The 24,710-nt window shown below is 67.7% G+C and carries 16 protein-coding genes and 9 pseudogenes; 12 read left to right on the top strand and 13 right to left on the bottom strand.

Annotated features, from left to right (window positions below; translation table 11 throughout):
- Positions 1-211 precede the first annotated feature (211 nt).
- Positions 212-393 (top strand): annotated as a pseudogene (locus tag AB0D44_RS31230) (glycoside hydrolase family 15 protein); the annotation flags it as partial.
- A 70-nt stretch (positions 394-463) separates the two neighbouring features.
- Here the strand turns inward: AB0D44_RS31230 and AB0D44_RS31225 are convergent.
- Positions 464-1,357 (bottom strand): hypothetical protein, encoded by an 894-nt coding sequence (locus AB0D44_RS31225; RefSeq protein WP_362597223.1) that lies wholly within the window; start codon positions 1,355-1,357, stop codon positions 464-466.
- A 545-nt stretch (positions 1,358-1,902) separates the two neighbouring features.
- Here AB0D44_RS31225 and AB0D44_RS31220 point away from each other — a divergent pair.
- From AB0D44_RS31220 to AB0D44_RS31210, 3 genes and pseudogenes are all read left to right on the top strand, one after another.
- Entirely contained in the window at positions 1,903-2,169 is a 267-nt protein-coding gene (locus AB0D44_RS31220; protein WP_362597220.1) for a hypothetical protein, read from the top strand.
- Between the two features lie 2 nt (positions 2,170-2,171).
- Positions 2,172-2,314, top strand: a pseudogene (locus AB0D44_RS31215) (fic family toxin-antitoxin system, toxin component); the annotation flags it as partial.
- Between the two features lie 214 nt (positions 2,315-2,528).
- Positions 2,529-2,683: pseudogene (locus tag AB0D44_RS31210) on the top strand (transposase); the annotation flags it as partial.
- A gap of 147 nt (positions 2,684-2,830) precedes the next feature.
- Here AB0D44_RS31210 and AB0D44_RS31205 read toward each other — a convergent pair.
- From AB0D44_RS31205 to AB0D44_RS31185, 5 genes and pseudogenes are all read right to left on the bottom strand, one after another.
- A pseudogene (locus AB0D44_RS31205) lies at positions 2,831-3,243 on the bottom strand (transposase family protein); the annotation flags it as partial.
- A 58-nt stretch (positions 3,244-3,301) separates the two neighbouring features.
- Positions 3,302-4,075: pseudogene (locus AB0D44_RS31200) on the bottom strand (IS701 family transposase); the annotation flags it as partial.
- Between the two features lie 732 nt (positions 4,076-4,807).
- The gene (locus AB0D44_RS31195) at positions 4,808-5,848 is read right to left on the bottom strand and encodes a hypothetical protein (RefSeq protein ID WP_362597217.1); all 1,041 of its coding nucleotides are present in this window, start codon (positions 5,846-5,848) and stop codon (positions 4,808-4,810) included.
- A gap of 39 nt (positions 5,849-5,887) precedes the next feature.
- Complete coding sequence (locus AB0D44_RS31190) at positions 5,888-7,555, bottom strand: DNA/RNA non-specific endonuclease (protein WP_362597214.1); 1,668 nt, start codon at positions 7,553-7,555, stop codon at positions 5,888-5,890.
- A gap of 811 nt (positions 7,556-8,366) precedes the next feature.
- The gene (locus AB0D44_RS31185) at positions 8,367-11,726 is read right to left on the bottom strand and encodes an ALF repeat-containing protein (protein ID WP_362597211.1); all 3,360 of its coding nucleotides are present in this window, start codon (positions 11,724-11,726) and stop codon (positions 8,367-8,369) included.
- An 806-nt stretch (positions 11,727-12,532) separates the two neighbouring features.
- Here AB0D44_RS31185 and AB0D44_RS31180 point away from each other — a divergent pair.
- Entirely contained in the window at positions 12,533-12,967 is a 435-nt protein-coding gene (locus AB0D44_RS31180) for a hypothetical protein (RefSeq protein WP_362597231.1), read from the top strand.
- 232 nt (positions 12,968-13,199) lie between these two features.
- Positions 13,200-14,360: a trypsin-like serine protease gene (locus AB0D44_RS31175; protein ID WP_362597208.1), complete on the top strand. Its 1,161-nt coding sequence runs from the start codon at positions 13,200-13,202 to the stop codon at positions 14,358-14,360.
- 227 nt (positions 14,361-14,587) lie between these two features.
- Here AB0D44_RS31175 and AB0D44_RS31170 read toward each other — a convergent pair whose 3' ends face one another.
- Together AB0D44_RS31170 and AB0D44_RS31165 are read right to left on the bottom strand one after the other, a co-directional pair.
- Positions 14,588-15,790 (bottom strand): acyltransferase, encoded by a 1,203-nt coding sequence (locus AB0D44_RS31170; protein ID WP_362597206.1) that lies wholly within the window; start codon positions 15,788-15,790, stop codon positions 14,588-14,590.
- 903 nt (positions 15,791-16,693) lie between these two features.
- A pseudogene (locus AB0D44_RS31165) lies at positions 16,694-16,861 on the bottom strand (transposase); the annotation flags it as partial.
- Between the two features lie 96 nt (positions 16,862-16,957).
- On the opposite strand from AB0D44_RS31165, the gene AB0D44_RS31160 reads away from it, so the two are divergent.
- The gene (locus AB0D44_RS31160) at positions 16,958-18,001 is read left to right on the top strand and encodes an ATP-binding protein (protein WP_362597203.1); all 1,044 of its coding nucleotides are present in this window, start codon (positions 16,958-16,960) and stop codon (positions 17,999-18,001) included.
- An 18-nt stretch (positions 18,002-18,019) separates the two neighbouring features.
- Here the strand turns inward: AB0D44_RS31160 and AB0D44_RS31155 are convergent, their stop codons facing one another.
- From AB0D44_RS31155 to AB0D44_RS31145, 3 genes are all read right to left on the bottom strand, one after another.
- Positions 18,020-18,373: a hypothetical protein gene (locus tag AB0D44_RS31155; protein ID WP_362597200.1), complete on the bottom strand. Its 354-nt coding sequence runs from the start codon at positions 18,371-18,373 to the stop codon at positions 18,020-18,022.
- 140 nt (positions 18,374-18,513) lie between these two features.
- Positions 18,514-19,008, bottom strand: a complete 495-nt coding sequence (locus tag AB0D44_RS31150; protein ID WP_362597198.1) for a hypothetical protein — start codon at positions 19,006-19,008, stop codon at positions 18,514-18,516.
- 427 nt (positions 19,009-19,435) lie between these two features.
- The gene (locus AB0D44_RS31145) at positions 19,436-19,753 is read right to left on the bottom strand and encodes a transposase (RefSeq protein ID WP_362597228.1); all 318 of its coding nucleotides are present in this window, start codon (positions 19,751-19,753) and stop codon (positions 19,436-19,438) included.
- A 489-nt stretch (positions 19,754-20,242) separates the two neighbouring features.
- Between AB0D44_RS31145 and AB0D44_RS31140 the strand changes: the two are divergent.
- Both AB0D44_RS31140 and AB0D44_RS31135 read left to right on the top strand, forming a co-directional pair.
- Positions 20,243-20,445, top strand: a pseudogene (locus tag AB0D44_RS31140) (ATP-binding protein); the annotation flags it as partial.
- Between the two features lie 364 nt (positions 20,446-20,809).
- Positions 20,810-21,340: a hypothetical protein gene (locus AB0D44_RS31135; protein ID WP_362597195.1), complete on the top strand. Its 531-nt coding sequence runs from the start codon at positions 20,810-20,812 to the stop codon at positions 21,338-21,340.
- Positions 21,341-21,354: 14 nt separating this feature from the next.
- Here the strand turns inward: AB0D44_RS31135 and AB0D44_RS31130 are convergent, their stop codons facing one another.
- Positions 21,355-21,834, bottom strand: coding sequence for a DUF6233 domain-containing protein (locus AB0D44_RS31130; RefSeq protein ID WP_362597192.1), 480 nt, complete (start codon positions 21,832-21,834; stop codon positions 21,355-21,357).
- 202 nt (positions 21,835-22,036) lie between these two features.
- Positions 22,037-22,291, bottom strand: a complete 255-nt coding sequence (locus tag AB0D44_RS31125; RefSeq protein ID WP_362597189.1) for a hypothetical protein — start codon at positions 22,289-22,291, stop codon at positions 22,037-22,039.
- A gap of 723 nt (positions 22,292-23,014) precedes the next feature.
- Between AB0D44_RS31125 and AB0D44_RS31120 the strand changes: the two are divergent.
- From AB0D44_RS31120 to AB0D44_RS31110, 3 genes and pseudogenes are all read left to right on the top strand, one after another.
- Positions 23,015-23,323, top strand: a pseudogene (locus AB0D44_RS31120) (ATP-dependent DNA ligase); the annotation flags it as partial.
- Positions 23,262-23,597, top strand: a complete 336-nt coding sequence (locus AB0D44_RS31115) for a hypothetical protein (protein ID WP_362597226.1) — start codon at positions 23,262-23,264, stop codon at positions 23,595-23,597. The pseudogene AB0D44_RS31120 and the gene AB0D44_RS31115, both read left to right, overlap by 62 nt.
- Before the next feature lie 839 nt (positions 23,598-24,436).
- Positions 24,437-24,574, top strand: a pseudogene (locus AB0D44_RS31110) (AAA family ATPase); the annotation flags it as partial.
- Positions 24,575-24,710: the final 136 nt, after the last annotated feature.

Raw genomic sequence — 24,710 nt, 5'->3', positions numbered from 1 at the left:
GAGTGGACAACGCCGCCACCGTCATCGGCGACAACAGCACCGCTGGCGCTTACGCGCCACTGGGCTGCACGACGACCGTGATCGGCGACGGACAAGGCCGCAGCTGTCCGTAGCGTCCGTACTGGCTTGGACCGGTAAGCCTGCCCGTCCCACCAGGACGGGCAGGGGCGGGCCCGGCTCGCGGGGCCTACGAGGCGTTCATGCTGCCGACGCTTCTCCCGACGGCCTGCGTGGCTCCGAGGGCACCTTCAACCTGTCAGCTTCCTGTACGTAGAGGCACTCGCCCGCGCCGGACGCCTGAGCCAGGCACGCTGGGCCTTCTCCAAAGTGCTCACCTACGCCAACCACGTCGGCCTGTTCGCCGAAGAGATCGACCCCTCCGGCGAGCAGCTCGACTTGGGTCCTGGCTCCCGAGCCGGGAGACGGCCAGCTCTGACCGTGTCGGACCTGTGACGGGTGTGTCTCAGGATGGGGTTACGAGCATACGGACGAGTCCGTGTCGGCCTGCGAGGGGTGACATGGCCTTTCCAAGGATTGAGCCGACGGCACGGCTGCGGTCGGCGACCCGCATGGCGCATCCCAGGGTCGGTGAGGTTGTGAGAAGGTCGCCGACGGAGATTGGCCCGTACTGGGGGTCGGCTTTGACGTAAACCTGTCCCGCGAGTGCCACTATCACGTGATGTCGGGATTCGGAGTTGCTTTCCATGACGGTTCCGGGAGTGAAGCCGCCAGCGCCAGATACAACTCCAGTCGCGCGCGTGTCGTATTGCGTGCTGCAGGGTGTCAGCAGGCCGTCATCTCCAATGGTGAGAACGGTTCCTGGTTCGAAGTTGTCTTCTGAGGCGAAGGTTTCCGCGTAGTCGTTTCCCGTGGGCTTGAACTGTTTCGCTTTCACCACGTCGGTAAACGTTCCTGTAAAGGCGGCTATTGCGTGAGTGCTCAAGCCTTTGCTGATCGTAGCATCCCATGCGGTTATATCTTCGCTGAATGATGCAGTCGTGCCTTGGATGCGTTTTCCCTCGAGCGCGCCGGTAACTTGGACTTTTCCCTCAAACTTGGCAGCCCAAAGGGGGCCTTTTCCGTATACGCCGATTCCGTTCTCGCTGTGCCCAGCAACCCCGCATGTGCTGCCTTTGCCTTGTCCACGCACGGCGTCTACGCCGTTACCGCCAGTTGACTCCCCGTAGACGCCGAGCCAGGCTTCGCTCACTCCGACCACTCCAGTCCCGTGAGCTCTTCCCTCGACCCCGAATCCCTCTGTGCTCACACCTGAGACTGCCGTGGCGTTCGCCTTTGCCACCAGGGCAACTGCGTTATCCGACGTGGTTATCCGAAGTTGTTCGTTAAGGTCACCCATTTTGCCCTCCAGGACGGTTTTAGCAAGTAGCTACACTTCAAACGTACGACTGTGTGCGGGAGGTGGCAACAAGCTGCGATTCAGTTGAATTAACAATAGGTGAAGCCCTGGAGGCGAAGCCGGAAGGATCCGGCTGGGGAGCGAAGCGCCAGCCCAACGGGTCGAAAGCCCGGACCTCGTGAAACGGTGTCACCCAGGTCTGCGAAGCAGGCCGTTTGGCTGAAGCGAAGCGCACGCCGGTCCGCCAGGAGATGTTCGAGGTGCGCGGGCCCCGCCCGCTACTCCAAGGTCGGGTTTGGTCAGGTCAAGTCGTCGGTCGAACCCCGCCGACTTCGCGAAGCGGTTCGGCATTGCGTCTCCGTTCGCACCATGATCCGAAGATCACCCCGATGTACGCCGATAGTCCGAACTGCCATACTGGCCGGTGCCACTGACAACGGGTCTGGGAGATGCCACCCGTTGCGAACCGCTCCACTTCCTACGGCCCGGGCCTGGTTGGGCGACTGGAGATTCCCCGACTGCTACCACCCTGCTGCCTTTCGGGTATGAGCAGCACGAGGAGGCAGACTCAACTCCGCCTGGAGTCGGACGTCCTAGCCGCCGGGAAGGACGCGACCGAGGCACGCGGCCTGGACTTCAACCAGTATGTGCAGCGCCTGATCACCGAGGACACAACCGGAGCCCGGGCCGCCGGCATGGCTGCCGCCCAGCGCTTCCTCGACATCCACGGCGCGTTCCTGCAGGACCTCGAAGAGCAGCTTGATGTCCAGCACGCTCCCGCCCCGCGCGACGACCGGGGCGCCGCTGCGTGAGCATGTCGCTGCACGTTGACCTGACCTGGATCCTGGAGGTCGCCGAACGCGTCGGCCATCGCGATCCGGCGCCCGAAGACCTGGGCGTCCCCCTTGCCCGGTCGCCCGCCACCGCGTCGAACTCCTTGAGCACCCCGTGACAGATCTGCCTCTATGCACGTTCCAGCGGGTCATCCAACCCTGAGAGGCGGAGATCAGCTACGGCCTTCGGCGGCGGGAGCTGATCCCAGCCGAGCCATCCGGCACCTGCTGCGGCGTCGGGGCATCGCCGTCACGATCCCCGAGCGCCGCAACCAAGCGGCCAACCGCCGGCGCCGAGGGCGCCTCGGCGGCGGACCGCCCGCCTTCGACAAGGAGACCGCGACCGCAACGTGGTCGAACGACGCTTCGCACGCCTCAAGAGTTCCGCGCGATCGCAACCAGGTTCGACAAGCTCGCCGACCGCTACCGCGCGGGAGTCGTCCTGGCCTCGCTGATTCTCTGGCTCCGCGAACCAGTCCTTGATCATTTGTGACTGCCTAGGAACTTCGCAGGTCAGACCGCTATCGCACGTCATATTCTGCGCAGATTCAGTGAGCCAGCACAGCCGCCAACCCGCTCAGCTAAGGGTTGTCCCGTAAATGATCTATGGGCTGGGCTGTTCGCTGTGCGGCCCGCTCGTCTATCCGGCGATGGTGAGATTGTGCATGCGGGCGATCCCGAGCATGGCGTGATGGACGCCGTCACCCTTGAGTCGGCAGTCGTGGACGATCTTCCAGGTCTTCACGTGGGCGACGACGTGCTCGACGCGTGCGCGAACCTGCTTGTGGGATTTGTTGTGCTCCTGCTTCCAGTCGGGCAGGTCTTCGCCTTTGCGTCGGCGGTGGGGCATGACGAGTCCGGTGCCCGGATAGCCGCCGTCGGCGATCGTGAGTGTCTTGCCGACGGCAGCCTTGGCGCCGGACTCCTCCCATGCCTTGTAGTCGTTATGGTTGCCGGGCAGAGGCCGGCCGACCACGACGACCAGGCGGGTGTCGGCGTCGATGAGACCTGGTGGTTGGTCGAGTACCGAGAGTTCTTCGACTGCGCCGAGATTGCGCCAGGTCAGCGTCCGCCCGTGGCGGCGTCCCGCGGCCAGCACGTGGTCACGTAAGGACACCGGCCTGGTGCGGTAGCGCGGCAGTGGGCGGGGGCCGAGGCCGCTGTAGGCGGGCCGGTGCGGCTCGACGATCTCGCCGTGGGCGGTCATCTCGGCCTTGGCCTGCAGAACATAGGCGAGTTTGCGGTCTTCCAGACCGTGGCGGAAGTCGGCGTTCGCGCCGTAGCCGGTGTCCGCGACCAGGGCTGCGGGCCGCAGACCGGTCCCGGCGAGTTCGTCGGGCATGTCCAGAGCGAGCTGCCACTTGGGCGGGTGGTGTTCGCTGTCGGGGATCCGGCAGGCCGCCCGGCGTGAGGTCGCCTCAGGCCCGTCCCATGACTGTGGCAGGAACAGCCGCCAGGACAGCGGGCACGAGGCGGTGTCGGAAGCGGCGTGGACGCTGACGCCGATCTGGCAGTTGCCGACCTTGCCCAGGGTGCCGGAGTACTGCCGAGCCACCCCGGGCGAGGAACGGCCGTCCCTGGGGAATCCGGTGTCGTCTACGACCCGCACCTGCGGACGCACCACGGCCACCGCCCGCCAGGCCAGCCGGGCCCGCACGTCGGCGACCGGCCAGGTCGAGGACGTCATGAACTGCTGCAACTGCTGATGATCGACACCCAGGCGTACGGCCATCGGCTGGATCGACTTGCGCGGACCGTCCAGCAGCAGGCCGCGCAGATACAACTGGCCCTTCGCCCGCTGGTCCCGACGGACCAACGGCGCGAACACCTCGGAAGCGAACTCGTCCAACCGGCCCCGCACCGCCGCAAGCTCCCCAGCCCTCATACAGCCAGCGAACTACCAGACCCCCGACACGACAAGACCAGCTAACAAAGCACTACTAGGACACAGGCGCCCCAGACCGGAGGGACTCTATACGCATCGAAGGACTCTGGCTCAGGTTGTGTGGTGTGTGCACGCTGAGTGATGAGCGAGGTCGTCTGGTCGGTTCGGGAAGTTGCCCGAGAACAAGCAGCGGCCGGTGCCGTGTGGCTGAGGGTTCGGGGCCGTGGAAGAACTTGTGCCGCCGTTGGAGGATCTGTTGCTGCTGGCCGTTCGGGCGTGGCGCCGGTGGCGCCCGTAGCGTCACGGTGGACGCCTGCCGCGGTCGGGGGCCGGCGCTCCGCGGCGGGGCTTGGCTACGAGGTGAGATCGAGGGACGGGCATCCGCGTATGCGCGTAAAACTGTTGGTGATCAGCACCACCCTGGTCGGCGTGGCGGTGACTGGCTGCTGCAGCGGAGTAGTCGGACCGAAGCCGCGGGAAGGCGGGCAGCAAGCCACACCCGCTGACCTGAGCCCGTTCTACGAACAGAAGGTCACCTGGCGTTTCTTCCCTGCCGAGGACATTCCCGCTGACCCCCAAGGGATTCCAGTGCGCGACGGTGCGCGTGCCCTTGGCCTACAGCTGGCCCGGCGGACACAGCATCAGCGTGGCGCTCAACCGGCTGCCCGCGACCGACAAGGGCAAGCGCGTCGGGTCGCTGGTGACCAAGCCCGGCGGTCCGGGGGTTCGGGCCTATTGGATCAGCTCAATGTGCGGATGGTCCGGGTATGACGGGCAGGCATGGAGTTGAAGGTTGTAGCCGCCAGCGATGTCGATCTTGGTGAAGTTGCCGTCCGAGGTGCCCAGAGGAACTGGCATCGGGATGGTCCGATTCTCCTCGGCGATCCAGGTCTCGCTGCCGGAGTCCCATTCCGAGGAGGCAATGGTGAGAAGGGGGACCGCCTCGGTGGCGCACTCGGGGCAGGAGAGGTCGACCGGGTCGGTGGGGTCCCAGCGGGTCCAGCCGCCCGACTTCCAGCCGGGGGCGGTGGAGAGGTTGTTCAAGTAGAGCTCGCCCGGATCATACGCATATGCATTGTATTGAATAGGATCGATCACCTCCCAGCGGCTCCTGTCGTCCAGCTGGTCCCGAAGCTCCTTGTCCAGCTCCCTGGGATGGGGGTACTCGGTGACCTGCTCTGGTGAGAACAGACACGGTTCCGGAAGGTAGTGCGCGGACTGGATGACCGGCGGCTCGGGCGGCGCATCGAGCACGTCGGTGACGGTGGCGGAGGAACGCCAAAACAGTGCGGTCTTGGGGTGTGCCATCGCGTGGTCGAAGGGGCACCACAGGACCTGGAGGAGATCCGCGTCGGCTGAGCGCGGGAAGGGCACGTCGCGGGCGTAGAGCTGGGAGACCGGGAGAAGGGGTACCGGGCCGTCGAACCACGGGCGGCCCACTTTGATCCGCTCCCAGGTCTCTAGCTCCCCAGGGGTGTACCCGGGTGCCTCGGGGTCGAGGCGCAGTCGTTCGTCCGCTGCGGCAAGGTCGCGGCGCAGGAGCCGGACGTCACCTGGGGCGTGGACCACCGTCGAGGCGTGCCTGTCGTGTGGCTCGTCGCAGTAGGGCCACGGTTCGTCGGCGGGCCACAGGAGCGGCCCGCCGACGTGGCTGTCGTGCACGGTCGGCGACCCGGGACGCGGGTGTAGTCGGGTCGCCGTGCGCGCCAGCGGAGCCAGTTGAGGGAAGAGCGCGGTGACATCGAACGGCCGCGGTGGGGTGGTGAAGCTCATGCCTGCTCCTTTTGGCGCGCACTGGTGCTTTTCGGTGGATCAGTTACCGAGGTTGAGCGTCCCAGTGTTCTGCAAGGTGTTGGTGACGTATACGTTAGGGAACAGTTCCTCGGTTGTCCCGTTCGCCCGTTGGATGGTTGCGTGCATCGTGACGCCCAAGGGGATCGTGCTCGTCGCGTCCCTGTAGACGGGCGTCACTTCGTAAAAGATCGCGTCGTTGACTCCGAAACCGGCGATGGAGCCCTTGATCAGGTCCTGCGCCATGGTCTCGAACGTCCGCATGCTGGGCGTGCCCGTGTTCATCCCGGACTGCCAGCAGGGGACGAGGTTGTATCGAGTGAGATCACTCGTGCCTTGTCCGCCGAGGACCTTCGCGATGAGATGGCATCGGGCCAGCCCGTTGGTGACGTTGCTCGCCTGCTTGAACGCCTCTGCGTCCTTCCAGCCGGTGATGGGATCGCTGGTTCCTGTCCCCCCGCCGATATTCCGACCCAGGCACGCCTGCGCCTGGGTCGGACGCTTTCCGGGCCCGCCCGACGTGTTGGTCTGGTTGATGAGGGGAACCGGCTCAGTGGTGTTCTTGAACCAGCCGTCGCGGTTGGGAAGCGCACCCGCCGGAGGAGGATCGTTCAGGCAGCTGGCCTGCGGTCCGGTGTCCGGTGTCGACACCGTCAGCTCGAACTTGTCGGCATCGATCACCCGCTGTTCCTTGAAGCCATCGGCCAGCTGCATGTCGGCGAACTGCTTCTCGGCGGGCGTGACATGGGCCTGCACACAGGGTGAGGCCCGGTCCAGAACATGGCCGTCGTTGAGGATGTACGTGTCCCATTCACCGTTTCCGAGGTTCGGGATCACATTGACGCACCGGTCGCCGGCGGCCCCGCCTTCTCTCGCCTCGCCGAAGGGAAAGTCACCGCAGGAGTCGGTTTCGACGAGATCCGTCTGGGCCGTGAAGCCGCTACACGTGGTGGCGGTGCGGCCAGCGACGCCGCTCGTCGACCGGGTCAGAGGACTGCCCTTCTTCCCCCAGCCGCCGTTGAGGTTCTTCTGCGCCCAGTCGTAGGCGGCGATGGCGCCGCCCGGGTCCGAGCTCGTTGCCTTCATCGCCACGACGGGCATCACGGAAGGGACAGCACAGCCCGCGGTCGAGGTACCCCCGACCGCGTCGTCGCAGCGGATAGTGCGCGGGTTCGCCCACGAGGCATTCGGGTCGGTGATCGTGGCGCCCGGCATGGTTACGTACATCTGGTACGAGGTGCTGAATTCCGCGGCGGCTCCGGCGGCGGGGGCCGAGGAGTACGTGACGGGGCCGGTGAGGGACTGTCCCACGGTCAGGTTGCCGCCGAACCAAGGCGCGGCCTTCGTCACCTTGCAACCAGTTCCGCAGGCGGCGCGGAACTTGGCAGTGAGGGCGGTGACGTCGCCTTGCGCCGAAGTCATCTTCACGCTGACTTGCTCGCTCCACGTCGTTCCGCTGACAGGCAGCGACGCCCCGGTGGAGACCTCCAGGGTGCCTCGCCCGATCTCGACGCCGTTGCCGTCGCGCAGGGTGTAGAGGACATTCAGGCCGCTTACGCAGTACGAGAAGCGCTCGTAGGAGTAGTTGCCAGCACCGTTGACTGAGCAGGTGGCACCCGCGGCGAGCGCCTGTGGGACGGCGGACCGGGGCGCGGCGGCAACCCGGGCCGGGGAGGGACTGAAGCTCACGCAGGCTTTGATCGCGCCCCTTCTGCGTTCCTTAGACCCGGCCCTCGTGGCTTCGCAGTGTTCCGCGGACTTCTTCGGGAGGTTGCCGAGTGTCGTCGCGGGGAAAGCAGCGTCGGCCCGGTCCGGGCTGCTTATCCGGCCGGACACCGCCGCAGCTGGCTGTGCCGAGGCCGTACCGGTGGTGGTGAGTGCCAGTGTCACCGCAGTCAGCACCGCGAGCACGGTTGACCGGGCGCGTAGCCCAACTGCGCGCCGCGGACGTGTTCTATGCATGCTTGTCAGATCCCTTTTCTTCGGGGTAGATGGGTGGAGCGCGCCGAGGTGTCACACATCTGCAGCCGGCGCCTTGACGGCCAGAGCGTCCAAAGCTCTGCATTCCGAGGCGGGCGGGCCTGTTAAGGACTGCTTCCTGTCGGAGGTTGACGCATGAGTACTGGGATCCCACCGTGCGCAACCCCCTCAGCCGGCCCTTACCTGTTCCGGTCCACTAGATCGGCCGGCTCAACGACGTCCCCGGCGCGCTCCCAGTCCTGCGCACCGGACGGGAAACCGAAGTTCCACTAAGTCGGCATCGCGTCGTACACCCCCGTGAAGGGGACGAGGGTGTACTGCGACAAACGGGATGTGGCGCTGCTGGACGACTTGATGACGCCCCAGCCCCACTAGGTGCCAGGGACATGCCAACGCACCCAACAGTGGGCGTTCTGGCTTTTTGACCCCGCCTTTCCTTCGGGCGAGTGTTGGGCCAGGCGGCCGCGGTGCCGTGTGACGCCATACTGTCGTTCAGCTGGTGGCGGCGGACGTACGGGCTTCAGGAGACGAGGTCGTAAAACTCCTTCATGATCTTGGAACCTACGTCCGCGGTGGTCTTGGCTACTGGTGTCATCACGCTCTTGGCCTTCACCGGCATACGCATGCTGGCGAATCCGCCCCGACCACGCGAGAGCAGGCTGAGAGCGAAGCGGCCGGCGGAGCCGGCGAACTCCTTGCTCGTCCAGCCGTGCTCCACGCCGGTGAAGACCGTGCTGAGCCCGGAGGAGACGATGGAAACACCGCTGAGCACGAAGGACACGGTGCCCAGGATCGGGGCTGCTTCGGGGGCAAAGAGGATGGCTACCGTGCAACCCATTGCGCCGATCGCAGCGAGACCGCTGGTGACCTCGAAGGCATCAGCCCACCAGCCCGCGTCCGACCACCATTCCTCCTCACCACCCGTACCGTTGGGGTTGACCTTGTCGTTCTGCGGGGTGTCGGCGGGGTTGTGCTGGTTGTCCTTGTTCTTCTGTGCCTCTTCCGCGGCCTTGCGGGCTTCCTCGATCAGCTCCTGCTGTCGCTTGGCCGCGGCGATGCCGCGGGCTTGGGAGGCTGCTGCGGCTGCCTCGCTTGCGCTTTTTCCGGCGGCGAGCGCCGAGCTGTGCGCGGCGGCGGCCGAGGCCCGTGCCGAGTGGGCCGAGGTCAGGGCGCTCCGGGCAGCGTCGATGGCTTTATTTGCCGAGTAGTTGGCGGCTCGGGCCGCTCCCTGGGCAACGCTCGCTGCGGCCTTGGCCTTGTTCGCCTGCACCTGCGCTTCGTTGGCGGACTTTTCGGCGGTGTTTGCGTTGTTGTTGGCCTCTGCGGCGTAGGCGGAAGCCTGCTCTTGGGCCTTGATGGCCTTGTCCGCCCACTTCTGGGCATCGGCAGCCGCGTTGCGTGCGTCGGCGGCAGCCTTGGAAGCGTGGGCGGCGTCGCGTTGCGCCTCCTGGGCGATCTTGGCGGCTGCGGAGATCGCTGCCTGGATGGCGGCCGCGTGGCTGGCGGAGTCGTGGTCCAGCTGTGCGGTCTTGAAGCACAGGACCTCGACGAAGTGCAGTTTCATCCAGATCGGGCCGGCGAGGGCCACTTCGCCGAAGGCCTTGGTGTAGGGGCCGCCTGTGTGGATGAGTGATGCGATCTTGACCTGGGCGTCTTCCTCGACGGCGGGTTTGAGGTCCTCGTCGAAGAACTTCTGCAGGGCTTCTGGAGTGTTGATCTTCAGGGCCTTGTCCGCGGCCTCCTTCACCGCGGCGCCAGCCCCGCCGTTCAGGATACGGAAGATGAGGACCCGGTTTTCCTCGGCTCTGCGTTTGATCATTCCGCCGGTGTTGAAATCTCCTTCGGCCGGGTCGCTGCCGCTCGCCAGGGCCTCGGCGGCGCCGTCGGCGACCGCCGGATCGGATATCTGGGCGATGTAAAGGATGGTCTCGCGGTCGTCCTGCGACTGGGCGAGGGCGCGGTCAAGGTCGATCCAGGACAGGATCTCGTACTCGGTGCCGGCGAGCGCGAACTGGGCGGCTTCGCGGGTCCATGTGCCCTTGGCGTCCAGCAAGCCGACCGCGGCCTTGCGCCCGAGGGTGACCGCGAGCTCGAAGTCTTGGGCGTTGAGCGCCTGTTCGGCCCTGTTGATTAGGTCCTTGATGGCCTGGCTCGTCTGCTCGGCCTGGGTACGCTTGTTGAGTGCTGCGGCGCGCTGGGTGATGTCGAAGGCCGCAAGTTCCTTGGCCTCTTCCAAGGCCTGCTTGCGGTCCTCCTCCAACGAGGCCCACTCCGCCTCCCGCGCATTGGCGGCAACGGTAACGGCTTCGGCGACGGTCTTGGTGGCTGTATCTGCGGCCTTGATGGCCTCCGCAGCGTGTGCAGTCGACTTGTTCGCGTAGTCGATGGCCTGGCCAGCATACTTGACAGCGTCCTCCGCAGCAGCGGCCGCCCTTTCGGCATGGCTGGCGGCGGAGTTGGCCGCGTCGCGCGCCGCCCGGGCGGCAGATGCGGACGCATTGGCCAGGGATTGGGCAGTTGAAGCGGCGTTGGTGGCCTGGTTGGCCGCTGTGCCGGCGATGGATGCCTGACGCTGCGCTTCAGCCGCTTCTGACTGGGCGACGCCAGCGGCCGTGGCCGCTTGAGCCGAGGCCTTGGCCGCGGTGGCGGCTTCGCGTGCGGCAGCGGCGGCGTCGCCGCCTGCCGTGGCCGCAGCGCTAGAGGCGGCGCTGGCTTGATCGGCGGCCTTGGCCGCGTTGCGGGCCTTCGCCGCGGCATTGCGCGCGGCGACCGCCGCGTTCTTCGCGGCCTCGGCCTTGGAGGCATCTTTGGACGCGGCGATCGCCGCGTTGTAAGCGGTGGAGGCGGCGAACCCGGCCACTGCCGCGGCCTGGGACGCGCCTGTGGCCGCTCGGGCGGCGCGGCGCGAGGCCTCCACCGCCGTGCTGGAGGCGCGGATGGCGATGTGGGCCGCGTCGGCTGCCCCCTGGGCGGCGGACGCGGCCTTGCGAGCCGCAGCGCCGGACTTCGCCACGTCGGTCTTGGCCGCCTCGGCTTCCGCCGCGGCCTTCTCGGCCGCCTCTCTCGCCCGTGCGGCGGCGGTCTGGGCGCGCTGGGAGGCCTCGAGGGCAAGCTCGGTACTCGCCTGGGCACGCTTGCCTTCGCGCTCGACGACCGCTACGAGCTCCTTGATGGTGGCCTTCTCCTGGTCACGGGCACGGGCGATGTGCTGTCCGACCTCCAGGAACCAGCCCAGGTCCGCGTCCGTGCCCTTCAAGGCGCGGTCTGCGTACTTGGTCACCTCCGGGCCTGCTCCGAACATGATCGTCGAGGTCTCGACCCGCATGTCCTCATCGTCAGCCTTCCACCTGCCTTCAATGATGAAGCGCTCCAGCGCACCGTCGGTGCCTGCGTCCAGAGCGACTGTGCCTTCGCGCTTCACAGCCCGTCCGCCTACGTTGATGACCGCGGCAGTCGCAACCCGCAGGTCTTCGGTCACGGCCGGCTTGTAACCGCTCTGCAGAAACGTTGCGATGGCAGCGTCGCCGCCGAGAAGGGCCGCTGTCCCCTCGCGGCGCATGGCCTTGCCCGCGCCAGCCATGTAGGCAAGGGCAGCGACCCGGTTGTCCTCCGCTATGACCTTGGCGAGGTGCTCCGTAAGGAACGTGCTCACCTCGGCGTCCGTGCCCGTTAGGGCGTGGGCAGCCAGGGCGCGAGTCCCCCTGCCTCCTGAAAGCCAGGCGGTCAGGACCTTGGCCCGGTCGGTGTCGGGCAGCGGATGAGGAGTGCTGTTTCCGGTGGCACGGGCCGTCTTCGAGAATGAAATCGGCGACGCGGCGGCGACGGTGGCGGCAGCCAGCACACCGAGGATGCGGCGTCTGCTCATGAAGGTCATCTGCATTGGGGTTCCTCAAGGGGCAGTGCTGATGGGGCGAGTTGCTGGCGCAGGCTACAAACCGTCAGGTCCGTTGCTGCCGGTGTGCCTTGGGCGCCTGTGACACGAGCTCAGGCTTGCGGGTCCGCAAGCTCCACCGGTGAGTGGGTACAGCACCACCGGGCACGGAACAGGGGCAATTACGTGGAACGAGTAGCGCAGTCGGATACCTGATCCGCCTTACGGCCACTGCTTGTCGTCTGGAAAATCTTCACAGCGACACATCCCCCCTGGTCAGCGTCATCCTCTCACATGGTGCCGCGCCAGAGTAAAGCAAAAGGGCCTGCTTCTCGCATTGCGAGAATCCAGCCCCAGCAACGAATCACCACAGCGTAATTATTTAGAAATGCAATCGTTACTAATTTGTTATCAAATACTCACAACCATTGCAGACGCCAACCAGGGCCCACTGAAGTCCTTTAATAAATCCCCCCCCAGGGGGTCGCGAATAGGGATCTTGGGCTCCTCTGGGGCATAGGTCCGATTTATCCGGATGGACATTTGGCAAGCATGGAGCTGTAATCGAAGCGGGGGCGATCTTGGTCATTGGCGCAGGTGAACGGCGCTCAAGCCCTCTTGCGGGCACGCTCAAAAGAGCCTGTCTGTGCGATTATCCGTATGCTCTTGCGTCGCATCGGGCTATCCAACCGTGGGGGATTTCCCGGTGATCCAGGCGATCGAGCGACCCATAACACAATTCCCTTGGAGCTCCAGTGAAGAATCCTCTACGTGTCCTTGCCATCGGCTGCGCCGCATTGGTTGGAGCCTCAATTCTGGTGACCACCGGCCAGGAGAGCAGCATTCCGGCGAATCCCATCGCTGCCGAGGGCCCGGGATACGCGATAGAGACCTATGACTACCCGCTGGCCGAACAAATCCTCGCAGAGAGGAAAATCCTCTTGAAGCGCGGTGACGGCCACATCACGCTGGCTGACTGCGCCAGCGAGTCCGGTCTCCTGGAGGTCTGGGCGCGGAAGAGCGACAAGGTGTGCTTCAAGGTCACCGGCAGCAGCGGCTGGCTGACCCTGGAGATGCCCGCGGTCTACGGCATCCGCGGAAGTGCTACGCAGACGGCCCAGGTCGACATGACTGTAGGAACGGAGGAGAAGACCTTCGACGTGCCCAAGGAAGCCTTCACGCCCGTAGGCGAGAGCGCGGACGAGCAGGGCCGCGACCACATGCTCGTCGAAATCAGGACCTCCAAGTAGCAGCCGTAACAGTGGCGTTCAGAGTCTGTGGGCAGCGCTGCGGATGCCCACGCACGGCCCCGCAGGGTCGCCGGTGTCGAACTGCCGAAACACCCCCGACCTCACGGTCAACTCCCGTGTCCAGCAGAAGAACTTCTGCTTCGACGTCTTTCCCCTGGCCCCATCAGCCAAGAAGCTGACCCGCGGCGTTCGCGAGGCAATGCCCGCACGCCCTGCTCTCAAAGGAACACACGTGTCTGCACTCCATCCGCGCGCTGCGCGGATCTCCAGGCTGCTGGCCACCTCTGCCCTGCTGTCGACGGCCCTGATGACCGCCACCCCCGCCTTCGCGGTCTCAGGCCCCGAAGCTGCCGTCGGCTCGCACCAATACACCATCCGGCTCAGCATCGGCGACGAGGCCAATCTCCGCGCCTGTACAGGCACCCTGGTAGACCGCTACTGGGTCCTGACCGCCGCAAGCTGCGTCGCCGCCACCCCGGGGACCACGGTCCCGGCTGGCAAGCCGGCACTCAAGACCACCGCGACGTTCAGCGACGGCAAGACGCTCGAGGTCACCCAGGTCGCCCCACGCACCGACCGTGACGCCGCCCTCGTCCGCCTGGCCACGCCAGTCGACGACATCAGGCCCGCTGAGCTTGCCGGCTCTGCCCCGGCCGCCAACACCGACCTGACGGCTGCCGGGTACGGCCGCACCAAGACCGACTGGGTACCAGGCAAGCTCCACACCGGCACCTTCAGCGTCAACTCAACCGACGCCACAACCCTCACCGTCACCGGCAAAGGCACCGACGCCATCTGCAAAGGCGACACGGGCGGTCCGCTGCTAGACCAGGCAGGTAAGCAGGTCGGGGTGCACTCCCGTTCATGGCAGGGTGGTTGCCTCGGCACCGCTGCCACAGAGACCCGCACCGGAGCCATCTCCACGCGCGTCGACGATCTTGCCGACTGGGTACGGCAAGCCCGCCTTTCCACCGCCACCGCCTCCATCAAGAACGTCAACAGCAACCGCTGCCTCTTCGTCCCGTGGCAGAGCGCCGGCAACGACGCCGTGGTCAAGCAGTACGACTGCGCCCCCCAGTACGCCGACCAGCAATGGAAGATCGAGCCGGTAGCCGGCGGCAACTACCAGATCCGTAACGTCAACAGCAACCGCTGCCTCTGGGTCCCGTGGCAGAGCGCTGGCAACGACGCCGTGGTCAAGCAGTACGACTGCGCCCCCCAGTACGCCGACCAGCAATGGAAGATCGAGCCAGTAGCCGGCGGCAGTAACCAGATCCGTAACGTCAACAGCAACCGCTGCCTCTGGATCCCGTGGCAGACCGCCGGCAACGACGCCGTGGTCAAGCAGTACGACTGCGCCCCCCAGTACGCCGACCAGCTCTGGACGCTCTGATACACGCCCGGAGGCCACCCCCACACCACGCAGGGGTGGCCTCTCACGCGGAGGGACGCGCCAGCAGCCGACTCGGAGCGGCCAGCTGCGAACAGCGGCCGGTGCATCACCTGTGCTCGCATAAGCCCTGCCTGCGGTACCCGGTGCGGAGCAAGCAAGCCATCATGATCATCTCGCCGACCACGTCGCTTCAGGGCGCTGTGTGATGCAGGAGCCCTGCTCCAAAGCTACGCGGTGAGCTTCTGCGCCGACTCGGCCTGCGCGGCCATCATGCGGCGCAGCAGCCGAGTGAGCGGCCGCTCTACCAGTCGGTGCATGAGCCAGGCGACTAGAACCATTCCGGCGATCACGCCGAGCAGGGTGGGCCAGGCGCCCCACTGCTCGTTCCACCGCCAGATCACGCGCACGCCCAGCGACTGGTGCACGAGGTAGAGCGGGTAGGAGATCGCGCCCGCGACCGGCAGCCAGCGCCACTGGATCCGGTCCAGCTTCCCGAGCGCGATCAGACCCATCAACACGTACATGACGGTGATCGCGGCCAGGCAGACCTTCCAGTTGATGCCGTGCCCCTCCCACGCCATGACCTCCGGGAGGCGGTGCTGCATCAATAGCCAGGACAGGGCAAGGAGGCCCAGAGTCTCAGCCTCGAACCGGCCCGCACGGCGGACCAGGTAGAAGACCATCCCGGCGATGAAGAAGGGCGCCCACCGGGGCACCAGGAGCTGGTCGAGCAGCGGAATGCCCGACGCTGGCGCCAAGACCGAGCCCAGGGCCCAGACCCAGCAGAAATTCGCGACCCGACGGTAGCTCGTGCCCAGCAGGACGACTAGCGAGAAGACCAGGTAGAAGCGGAGCTCGACCCAGAGTGTCCAGTAGACGGTGTCCACGTGGTTCACGCCGAGCGGCTCGTGCAGCATCGTGAGGTTCGTGAGCATCTGGCCGACGGTGACCCTCGGCTCACCGGGTGTCTGCGGGCCCAGTCGGGCGGCCGTCGAGGAGAGCACGACCGCCGCCCAGTACAACGGGAATAGGCGCAGGATCCTGCCCTGCCAGAACTGCTGAAGGGATTTGCCCCAGCCGGACATGCAGATGACAAACCCGCTGATCATGAAGAAGAAAACCACGCCCAGCCAGCCGAACCCGGCGATCCGATGCAGCGTAGGAAACAGCTCGGTTGCTGTCCGCTGCCATGGAACAGTCCCCGAGCCCGCCAGGTAGTGAAACAGGACTACCGACAGAGCGGCGAGCAGCCGCAAGCCGTCCAGCACGGCTATTCGCGGCGCCCGGCCGGCCTCGGCCTTACCAGCGGTCCCCTCGGACCCGCCGACCCTCCGCAATGTCCTACGGCGTCGGGCACGGTCGGGAGTTACCTGCGGCGCCTCGGCGAGCACCGGGACACGGTCCCCGGCAACGGCAAACCTGTCGGACATGACACCCCTGGAACTCATCACGCGGTGTGGCGACACCGGAACGTTTCGGACGCATAGAGCCACGCGATCCTAACGATGGTGCATGCATCCACCAGAATCCGGGCCCCGCGGCGGGGCTCGAACCCGGACTTGAACACGTTTAAAGGCCGGAGCATGTCGACGCGACGAAGTAGACCGGCTTCCGCGCAGCCATTGCGGGGGGCTGCAGCCGCCGGTGCTGCGGGCGCATGGTCGGCGGCTGGCGGCTGGCGGCTGGCGGCGGGAACGGAGACGGCGACGCAGCAGGCCCTGTAGGGCAGGGGCAGGGAGACGGCGACGCAGTACCATTCGCTGACGAAGCCTCGCCCGCAGTGGCCGTGGCCATCGCAAAGCCTGACCCGGCGCGGGCGGGACGTCCTGCGGGCTCGTGACCGCGACCTGGCTCTTCTCCGCCGAATGGGCACATCTGAGGGCGAGGTGGCTCATCTCCGGAACCGTGTTCATGGCCGCATGAACCATGCGATACGTGACTGGGAAGAATCGCGCGGCGAATGTCGTCTACGGCAGGAGCTATCGCGCCCGGTAGCTGCCGCGTCTACGCAGAGAGGCCCCCGCCTGGGCGGGGGCCTCTCTTACAGCTCGGGAAGTCCTGCGCATCCTGCAGGGCGGCCGGTGACCGACAGGCACGACCTCTGTGTCTCTGGCGTCAGGTAGAGCCGGAGCGCGTCAGATACGGGGGCCGGCGCCGAGACTGCGTCGGAGGGCCATGGAAGCGGGCTCCGAGCGCGGGGCGGGCCGCAGGGAGTCTCCTGTGCGGCCCGTTCGGCTGCAGTACGGCCAGGGACGGCACACACCGCCTGGTCATCGTCGAGGGGGGCACGTCCGTGCCCGAGAGGGCGGCGCATGCTACTCCCGCCGAAGTTCTTAGCCAGTTCGGCGCACTTTCGTGCCGGCCTTGTGGTGTGCGGGACGGCTGAGCGCCTCGCCGGTGGGGAGGACCCGCCCAACGTCGTGGCGGGTGGCCGGTCGCTGGTTCTTCGAGCCTGGCGGCCTGCCTGGGCCGGGGCGGGATGGTTTCGGTGCACCGGCCGGCGAGCCGGTCTTCGCATTGCAGGTTTGACTCTCGCCTGGTGCCCACTTCCCTGCGGGCCGCCTGGAACGCCGCACCTGCTCCACCACGGTCCGGACGTGTTCTGCGGGATCGACTGGGCGGAGGGACACCACGGCGTCGCGCTCGTCGACGACAGGGGCAAGCTGCTGGCCAAGTGCCGGATCAACGACGACCTGGACGGCTACCGGCTGCTGCTGGACCTGTTGGCCGAGCACGGTGACACGGCGGAGACGCCGATCCCGGTGGCCATCGAGACCAGCCGCGGTTTGCTGGTCGCCACGCTGCGGCAGGGTCCACGGAAGATCTACGCGGTCAACCCGAGGGCCGCCTCCCGCTACCGCGACCGGCACGGAGTCAGCCGCAAGAAGTCGGACCCGGGCGATGCCTTGGTGCTCGCCAACATCATCCGCACCGATGCGCCGGTGCACCGCCCGCTGCCCGCCGACACTGACCTGGCCCAGGCAGTCGCCGTTCTGGCCCGCGCAGCAGGACGCGGTCTGGAACCGGCAGCAGGTTGCCAACCGGCTGCGGTCCCTGCCCAGGGAGTACTTCCCGGCGATGATCGAGGCGTTCAGGGACAAGCCGGGAACCCTTACCGCCCCGATGCCCGCCGCATCCTTGCCGTGGCGCCCACGCCAGCCCTGGCAGCCAAGCTGCAGATGTGGGAGCTGACTGCCATGCTCCGGCGCGTCGGCCGCCGCCGGGGCATCGAAGCGGACGCCGAACGGCCAACAGCTCTTCCGAGAGGAAGCCCCGCGGCAGCTGCCCCTTGTCGAGGACGCGAGACCGCCGAGTGCGCAGGAAGGCTGACCAGCATGCTCGGCAGCTACCTGCGGCCCGCTGTTCTCGTGGTTGACGAGGTCGGCTACCAGCCCCTCGAACGCGCAGAGGCCAACCTGGTCTTCCAAGTGATCTCAAAGCGCTACGAAAAAGGCTCGATCATCCTGACCTCGAACAAGACCTTCAGCGAAGGGGGGCAAGTGTTCGGAGATGAAGTCCTCGCCACCGCCATCCTCGACCGCCTCCTCCATCACTGCGACGTCGTCTCCATCAACGGTCCCAGCTACCGTCTCAAGAATCGGCTCGCTGCCATCGAACGTGAACGGGACGACGCGGCCTGACCAAGCTTCCCGGAGTTTTCACAGGTCAGGCCAGACATGCTCCTCGGAGTAGTCGTGCCAGCCCCGGAAGTACCAGTGGGCAAGATCCCCGATCCGCTCGATGCAGTCCTCGAAGTAGGCATCGGGCGCCGGCTTGGGGAAGTTCGGGTGTGACGTCCAAGACGGAACCCAAGTCGCGATCTCATAGAACCCTTCGGCGACCCATCGATCGAGCTTGTCGTCGGACTGGGATCGCTGGCATGCGGCTCGCATCGCCTGTTCCAGGCGGGTGAAGGCAGCCCGGTCCCACTCCAGATCCCCGCGCAACCGCAGCAGGAAGCTCCCCTCCTCTGCGTCGAACTCCCGCCTCAGAACTTTGATGATCTCGTCCATGGCCGAGATCATGACAGCCGCCGGGAGGGACCCCCGACACTGCCCACCGCCAACCGTCACGCCCACGACCAAGCGGTGCACGTTTGTCTGTACTTGGCGGAGCACTCAGAGGGCTCTGGCAAGATTTTCGTAGACGGAGATCATCTCGGTGAGATGGTCGGCCGGTCCGTATAGTGGCGGCGAAGGTGGGCCATCAGGACGACGCGGTGGCGGAGGAGTGGGACGCCAGCACGCCCGGCCATGATCCGTTTCTGGAGCTTGACGTCGGCGATGCGGCCTTCGTTGACCCCGGAGTTGTAAGGGGTGGTGATGCCCTGCGCGACGGCGTGCCGGTCTTCATGCAGGGCTCCGGCGAGGCCGGCGAGTGGGGCCAGACCGCTGTTCGCGAGGTCGTCCAGCCAGCCTGGCAGGGGTGCGGCGTCCCGGTTGTCGAGCATGGTGGCGAAGCGGCGGACCAGGTCGTGGGTGAGCCTGAGTTCGGGGCAGTGTTCGAGGAGCCGGGGCAGGCGTTCGTTGATGTGCGGGTTGCGGTGGCGCGGGTGGGTGGTGATCCAGCGGGCCGCTTCGCGAGGTGAGGGTGGTCGCTCGCGTGGCTCGTCGATGGGCAGGCCCCGCCGGAGTGGCGCGACGGCCATTTTCACGCGCTGGTAGTGGCCGAGGTAACCCTTGGCCTGCAGTTCTTCGTGCAGGATCTTCGCGCTGTGCTGTCCTTCGTCCCAGCGTTGTCGCAGGTACTCGAGGTAGGGGTCCAGGGCGGAGGGCTGCGGGGTGGCCGGCGCATCACTTCCTGCCAGGTGCAGGCGCGCGCGTACTTGCCGACGGTTCTGCGGTCCAGGCCGAGTTCGCGGGCCACGGAGCTACGGCTCCGGCCGGTGCGGGTCAGAGCATGGACAGCCTCGAACAGACTCTGGGCATGGCGCGCCCTGCCCGGGTGTTCGCCGCAGCGTCCCCGGTGGTCTCCTCGACCGGTGGGGGATCGTCTTCACTGACCGTGGGCAGAGCCGCGGGCAGGCAGCCGCGATGGGCGGAGGCGATGTCCTGAACTCGGCGGGACAGGCCCTGCTAGAGGTGAAAGCGGTCGCTGACCTGCACGGCTTCGGGGGCCCCGGCCGTGATGCCCTGCCGGTAGGTGAGGGAGCCGTCGCGGCAGGCGACCCCGACGCCCGGGTGCTCTCGGAGCCACGGTCCGAGCTGTTCCGCATCGCGTCCTTCCCAGAAGGTGAGCGGGAGCCGGGTGGTGGCATCGACCAGAAGCGTGCCGTAGGTGCCGCCGTAGAGCGCGAAGTCGTCGACCCCCAGCACCCGGGGCGTGACCAGTGGCGGCAGCGGCACCCGCATCAGCTGGGACAGGACGGCGACCCGCGAGAGCCTGATGTTCAAGATCCGAAGCATCCGGGCTCCGCCCCGGCCGGCCAGCACCACGCCCACGGCCTCCACCAGGCACTGCAGTCGCTGATAGCGCGCTGTCAGGCCGGGTACTTGCTCGGCGAAGGTCACCTTCGGGCAAGTCGTGTTCTCGCAGTACAGACGGCGCACGGACAACTCGACGCGCAGAGGTCGGCCCGCGAGGGTGACATCGGCCAGGCTCCGTACATACCGACTGTGGCACCACACGCTGAGCTGACCGCATCCCGTACATCTCGCCGGTTCACCCGATCTCGTGCGGGCGCCGACCGTCACCGCGGCATCGGAGACCTCGACCGAGCTCACCAGCACATCAGACAACTGCGGTAACAGACTGGCCAGTTCAACAGAGCACAGTGGCAGGCTGCCCGCTTTGCGGACCGGCCGACCATGCCACCGAGATGATCTTCGTCTACGAAAATCTTGCCAGAGCCACTTTCGGGTGTACGTCGACACCTCGTCGCCCGCGCCGAACGCGAACGGCTCTCCTACCGGGGTTCCTGGCCGAGCTGCTGATGTCCGAATGCGAGGACCGGGACCGGCGACGCTCGGAGCGACGGATCCGAGCGGCAGGCTTCCCCCGCCAGAAGTGGCTCTCCGACTTCGACTACAGCGCCACCCCCGACGTCGTCCCTGCTGTGGTCAACAACCTCGCCACCTGCGACTGGTCCAGCGCACCGACCTCCGCGGCACGGCCGAACTGCTCATGACCACCGCGCTGCGCCGGCAGGGGACGCGGGCCCGACCGGAGGCGGACACGGTCCGCGCGGCCCGCAACGCCCATGCCGTCTGGCGGGTACTCCTCGACCAGGACCCGGAGGACGCCCGGGAGATGGCCGAGCCCCTGGCGGACGTGCTCGCCATCCTCGGCGAGGACGTCCGCCGCCGTGACGTCCTCGACTGGGCCGCAGCGGTGCCCGCGACCGGTTGCCCTGCGGCCCGCGTCCGAACACCTGGGGGGAGAACGTCCCTCGTGGGGGGCGGTTTGGACCCGGGGCCGTGTCGCCCCGGCGGTACCGGCATTGAGCGGGCATGAACACCATCAAGCGCGCGGCGGCGGCCGCGCTGGCCGTGGCGGCGGTAGCGGCATCGGCTGTGCCCACCGCCACGGCCGCGCCAGCCTACGAGTGCGCGAGCAGCACGCAGGACATCGACGACAGCAGCTATGACGGGCCGTGGCCGGACAACTGGACGATCACGGTCAAGACGTGCGCGGCCCGCTCCGGAGGCACTGTGTACGCCTACGCCGAAGCGAAGTGGGACGGCACCAATTTCCGGGAGGTGGACGACCCGACGATCTTCGACGGGGCCAAGCTGCGGTTGCAGATCAAGCAATCCCGCGACGGCACCGATCCCGTGGTGATCGAACGCGACTTCACCGCGATCGAGGGCCGGTTGGAGGACAGCACCCCGAGCGCCCACTACAACGGGCACTACCGAACGCCGACGATCAAGCACCGGGCCGGCCCCGGCGCCCTGGCCGACTCGGTTCTGTTCCTGGACTGGCATGGTGACGGTCGCGGTTACGGGCGGCATGACTACACCGGGTCCCCAACCGTCTGACCTGCCGTGTTTGGTCAGTCGCCGGGGTCGGGGACGTCGTCCTGGCCGTGGCGCAGGATCGGCAACAGGGTTTCGGCGGCGTCGCACCCGGTGCACGCCGCCGTGCCGGGCCGCGCGAGCGCATCGAGCGCCGCCATCGTCTGCACCGGCACCGCCCGCTCGGTGGCCAGCCGGCAGCCCTCGGCGTGGACCGTGGCGGCCCGGCTGCGGGTACGGCCGTCCAGGCGCCAGGCCCACCGACCGGCGGCCCCTGCCGCAACGGCGGGCCGTGGGGTCTTCGGGACCCGGTCCAGGCTCACCCCGGGGATCGGGCGCAGCTGGTCGGAGGTCACCCATGTCCCGTACTCGGCTGCCTCGACGCCGCCGCCGACGGCGGTCTGCCACAGGGGTACGCCGATGCGGTACATCCACAGACCGGAGCCGAGCTGCTGTCGCTCGTAGAGCCGTACCCGCTCGATCTCCTGCCCGTCCGGCAGGAGCAACGTGATCGGCACGGGAGGTGGTGCAGGGTCGGTCACGGTCAGGGGTGGGCCGCGAACTGCTCCTGCCGGGCCCGGCGGCACGTCTCGCAGAGCGGACTCGCAGGAGCGCCGTACCGCGCGCACGGCTGATGGCACTTCGCGCACGGCCCAGTCTGGTGGGGCGCCCAGGTGGCCGGTACAGCCTTCGGGCGGGGCGTCGTGGGGGACTGCTCGCTCATGCTGCTCCCTCCCGTTCCGGGGCCGAAGAGTGGTCGCGGGCGGTGCGCCGCAGCTCGACGCCGCCGGCCCGCCAGCCAGCGGGCGCCGCCCAGTAGGGATGGGCGCACAGGCCCCCGGAGAGGATGATCAGCCGGCGCCGCAGCGCGGTCGTACCGGCCCCGGCGGGAGCCTGCGCGAGCGCGGCGTAGGTCTGCTGCCACGCCCTTTGGAGCGTGATCAGGTCCTCGGGGAAGCGGAACGGTGGTCTCACCCCTCAATAGAAACATGTGTTCGATTTTCTGTGCGAGCGCCCCACCGACGTCAACGTCCGTACGTCTGGTGGCACAGCGCGGTGACGGCGGGGGTGGTCACGCCGTGCGCGGCGCGGCAGAGCGCGGCCATGTCTGGGGCCCCCGTTTCGGGGGCGGGCCGTGCCGGGTGGTGCGGGGCCGGCCTACGGTGCGGCTGCGGCTTCACCGTGGGCTTGGTGGTGGGGCGTACGGCGGCCCTGGGCGGGGCCGCCTTGCGCGGCCGAGCCGGGGCATCGGCCCGGCGGTGGGGCGCCGGCCGCGCGTGCTCGGCCTCGCCCTTGGGCGCTGCGGGTGCGGGGCGCGCTCCGGGAGCGGTGCCGGCCGGGGCTGGGGGCGCTGGTTCGGGCAGGCGGGAGAGGGGCAACGCCGGCCCCGTGTCCGTCCGTACCGGCACCGGGCCGGCGGGTTTGTCGTCCGCCGGTACCGCCTCGGAGGATGCCGCAGCGGGCCGGGCAGGGGCGGGGTGAACGGTGACGCATCCGGAGGCGGCAAGGAGCGCGGCGAGGAGCAGTGGCAGGGTCCAGCGACGCATGCCGCCACCGTGCCGCACGTAGGCCCCTGGCCGCCTCTGACGGCCCCGCTGCGCCCCTCGGACGGATGATGCGGCGGCCGCCCCGGTCCGCCCGCTCGTGGCTGCTCTGGCCGACTCTGGAAGAGGGGCGACAGCGAGGGAGGCCGCGGGGATGGTGCTCAGACCGTCGGTGGAGCCGATGCTGGCGCAGGCCGCGGAGCGGCTGCCGGGGCCGGCCGTGCTGCGGTCGGGGGTGGCCTTTGAGCAAAAGTTCGACGGGCACCGGGCCCTGCTCTTCACCCCAACCGACCCCGGCGGTCGTGTGCTGCTTCAGACCCGGCGCGGGTCGCTGGTTCAGGACCGTTGGCCGGACCTGGTGGCGGCCGCCGAGCAGCAGTTGCCGCACGGCCTGGTCTTCGATGGCGAACTGCTCGTGTGGGATGCGGAAGCAGGCCGGCTGTCGTTCGAGGCGTTGCAGCGCCGCGCCGCGGCCCGCGGCCGCAGTGCCGCCAGCCTGGCCGCGCGGTGGCCCGGCCTACTTCGTGGCCTTCGACGTCTTGCAGCAGGACGGGGTGCAGCTCTTGACGCGCCCGTACTCGCAGCGGCGCGCGCTGCTCGAGGACCTGTTCACCACCCACGCCCTGACGGCCCCGTGGACGCTGTGCCCGATGACGACAGACCTGGCCACGGCGCGGGAATGGCTGGAGTCCTGGACGGACGTGTCGGGCGTCGAAGGCATCGTGATCAGCCTCTGACCAGCCGCTATCACCCCTCATACCGCGGGTGGACCAAGATCCGCCGCCGGGACACCACCGAAGCGATCATCGGCGCGATCACGGGCACCCTGGCCCGCCCGCAGCTGCTCGTCCTCGGCCGCCACGACCAGGACGGCCGGCTGCGCGCGGTCGGCCGCACGGTGCCCCTGCGCTCGGATCTCTCCCGGCAGGTGGCGGAGCACCTGGCCGCGGCCGGCCCCGGGCACTCCTGGACGGGTGTCCAGTTCGCTGCGGCGTGGGGGAGCCGTGACGTCCTGGACGTCACGCTGGTCCGCCCGGACCTGGTGGCGGAGTTCAGCGCCGATCGGGCCGTTGACCGGGGCGTTTTCCGTCACCCGCTCCGGTTCCAGCGGCTGCGCCTGGACGTGGCCGTGGACGACGTACCGCGGTTCGGGCACGGTCCTGCGGCGGCGGCCGGCTGACCGGTGTCCGGCCGGGTGCGCCTGGGGCCGGTCAAGCCGGGCGGCCGGCGCGGGCCTTGGCGAGGAGCCGTTCGGCGGTGCGGGTGCTGACCTCGTAGCGCGCACGGGAGTCAGCGTGGCAGGGCGGCATCAGCCGCTCGGAGGTGTTGCGTCGGCACCGTATGGTCGGCGGCGCACCAGTGTGAGGGCTTGTTGACGGTCAGTCACGCATGGGCAAAGATCGCACGGCGGGACCGGGTGATCGTTACGGAGGGGATGGACATGGCCGAAGACTGGGCAAACTGGATCAGCGTTCGTCAGGCCGGCTACAGCGAAGCGAAGCGGGACGTGCAAGCCAACGGCGACACGTTCGTCACGGTCCCGTACTTGGAACCGGCGTTGGACGGCTCCCGCATCACGAAGACCGACCCGCGTCTTTGCGCTGCGATCGTCGACCGCCTCACCTTCGGCGGCAACATCATCGAAACCGGCACCGACTCCTACCGCCTCGCCACCACCCGCGCCCGCGCAGAGCAGCAGGCTGCGGCCGGCTGACTCCCCACAAACGAGCGAGCGCGACCACGGGGCGCCGGGCGGCTGGCAGAAGGTCGGAACATGATCTACCGGAAGTCGTTCAGCCAGTCGCCCGGGAGCAGGTCACGTATTCCGTCGAGGGCTGGTTCGGTGCGGC

Source organism: Streptomyces sp. NPDC048349, assembly GCF_040651925.1.
Classification (GTDB): domain Bacteria; phylum Actinomycetota; class Actinomycetes; order Streptomycetales; family Streptomycetaceae; genus Streptomyces.
This window is presented reverse-complemented; position numbering and strand designations above follow the sequence as displayed.